Genomic DNA, 2,336 nt, shown 5'->3' on the forward strand with positions numbered 1-2,336 from the left:
GCTGACCCAGGTCACCCGCTACGGCACCGATGCCACCGGCACCGCCGATGGCACCATCACCGGCGGCACCTCCAAGATCATCGGCCAGATGGCCTATCAGAACACAGATGGCGTGTATGCGACGGTGAGTGGCCCGTTCCCTAAAGCACCAGGGCAGGTCGGCGATTTGGACTTCGATGGTCGGGACGAGGTCTTCGGCGTGTCGACCAGCAGCACCTACAACAGCGGTGGTCACGACGGCTCGTCTAGCACGACCTACAATCGCTCAGCGTCTATCCGCAAATTCAACACGACCGGATCGCTGTTCACCACGAACACGATTGCACTCGCCTCATGGACCGTCTGGTCTGGGCAGCCCAGCAATCCCCCGAGCATTTTTATGCAACCGGGCCGCTTCCTTGCGACAAAGGACACGATGGACTTTGCGAAATCGGCAACAAGCTACGAGGTTAATGGCGCCACTGGTCAAACTACCCCCCATACGTCCAATTCGGTGATCAAGACCGATGACTCTTTAGCTTTGACCAACGCTGCCTGCTCGCCGACGGCGCCGACAGGCTACGAAGCGATTTGTAGCGCTCTTTCCGGCAATGCAGTAGTTGCGGACGCTGACGGCAACGGAGTTGATGCTGTAAACGCCAAAAACACCAATTATCAAGTCAACGGGATTGGTGACTTCCTCGGTAATGGCAAGCAGCAGCCGCTCTTTTGGGGGCCCAACGGAACGTCAACGAGGGGCGTGCTTTCGAACGGCCAGTGGCAGCCGGGACAGACCGCGTTCGGCATTGCATGCTCCACAGGGGCGTATTCAGGCGGTCCGGGCAGTTGCGCGCTGGCGGACGTCAATGGCGACGGGGCGACGGACGCCGTTCTCTATAACGGCACCAACGGCAACACTCAGGTCTGGCTTTCGACCGGGTCCGGCTTCAAAAGCTACACGGTCTCTGCGATGGCCGGCGCCTCTGCTGTCGTGCGCGACTTCGACAACAGCGGCAAGGCCTCCATCATCACCATTGGTGGCACGATCACGTCGCAGCCGGGCAGAACCGGCACGGTGAGAGTGTTCTCGCTTCGTGCTTCCTCGACGGCGATGACGCCGGTGCAGTTCACGTTTTCCACGACGCTAAGCGCTGGAACCGTGGTCGGCGACTTCAACGGCGACGGTCTGCCGGACTTTACCGACTACAACAACATGTTCATCTCTAACCCCGGCACTGGCAATCCGAACCTGTTGAAGCAGATCACGACGGAACTCGGCGGCACGGTTGCGGTGGAGTACACGCCGTCCTCGACCTGGACGAACACCTACCTGCCGCAGGTGGTGCATGCGGTGACGAAGCTTTCGGTGGGCGACGGCCGCGGCCAGACGGCGGTGTCGAGCTACACCTATGCCGGCGGCACCTACGATCCGGCGGCGCGCAAGTTTTTGGGCTTTGCCTCGATCGTCGAGACCAAGCCGCTGGCCAGTGGCGAGACGGCCCCGTCGAAGATCGAGACGACCTATCGCCAGGATCTGGCGAGCTATGGCCTGCCGTCGCTGACGGTGTGGAAGGATGGCGCCGGCACCGTGCATAAGCAGGTGGCCGAGACCTACACGGTCAACACGGCGAGCAAGCCCTACACGGTGCAGAACACGGCGACCGACACGACGCTGATCGAGAATGTTTCGCGCACGCTCAGGGTTGAGCGGGGCTTCGACGCCTATAACAATGTCGTCAGCCTCAAGGACTACGGCCGCACCGATGTCAGCGGCGACGAGACCTGGACCCAGAAGTGGTTTGCGCCGAACACCAGCGCTTACATCGTATCGCTGCCACGCACCGAGACGATGCAGGCAGGGTTTACCGCATCGCTGCCCTACATCAAGCTCCGCTACAGCTTCTACGACAACCAGCATAGCGACGTTACGGCACCACCGATCAAGGGCAATCTGACGTGGTCGGTCGACTACGCCGACATCACAACGCAAAGAGCAGTCCAGCAGGTCATTGCCTATGACAGCTATGGCAACAAGATCGCGGTCAACAACACGCTCGGCCACAGGACCGAATGGGATTATGACCCGACCTATCACCTCTATCCCATAACGCAGCGGGCGCCGCGCTATTTTGCCACCGGCGGCCAGAGCGCCGACACGCGCTTCGTCTCGACCGCCACCTACAATCCCGTCTGCGGGCTGCCGGCAACGAAGACTGACTTCAACGGCCTGGTGAAGACCTTCACCTACGATCCGTTCTGCCGGCCCTACCAGGTCTCGCAGAGCGTCACCGGGGCCTATGTCGCGACGCGCTTCGAGAACGAAGGCAATCCGGGCCTTCAATCGATCGCAACATACA

The 2,336-nt window shown here is 60.8% G+C and carries 1 protein-coding gene; it reads left to right on the forward strand.

The window, feature by feature from the left end:
* The coding region (locus EN861_RS34200; RefSeq protein ID WP_189343809.1) for a toxin TcdB middle/N-terminal domain-containing protein at positions 1-2,336 on the forward strand (2,336 nt) is incomplete at both ends.

Origin of the sequence: Mesorhizobium sp. M8A.F.Ca.ET.218.01.1.1, assembly GCF_004791165.1 — a bacterium.
Lineage (GTDB): Bacteria > Pseudomonadota > Alphaproteobacteria > Rhizobiales > Rhizobiaceae > Mesorhizobium.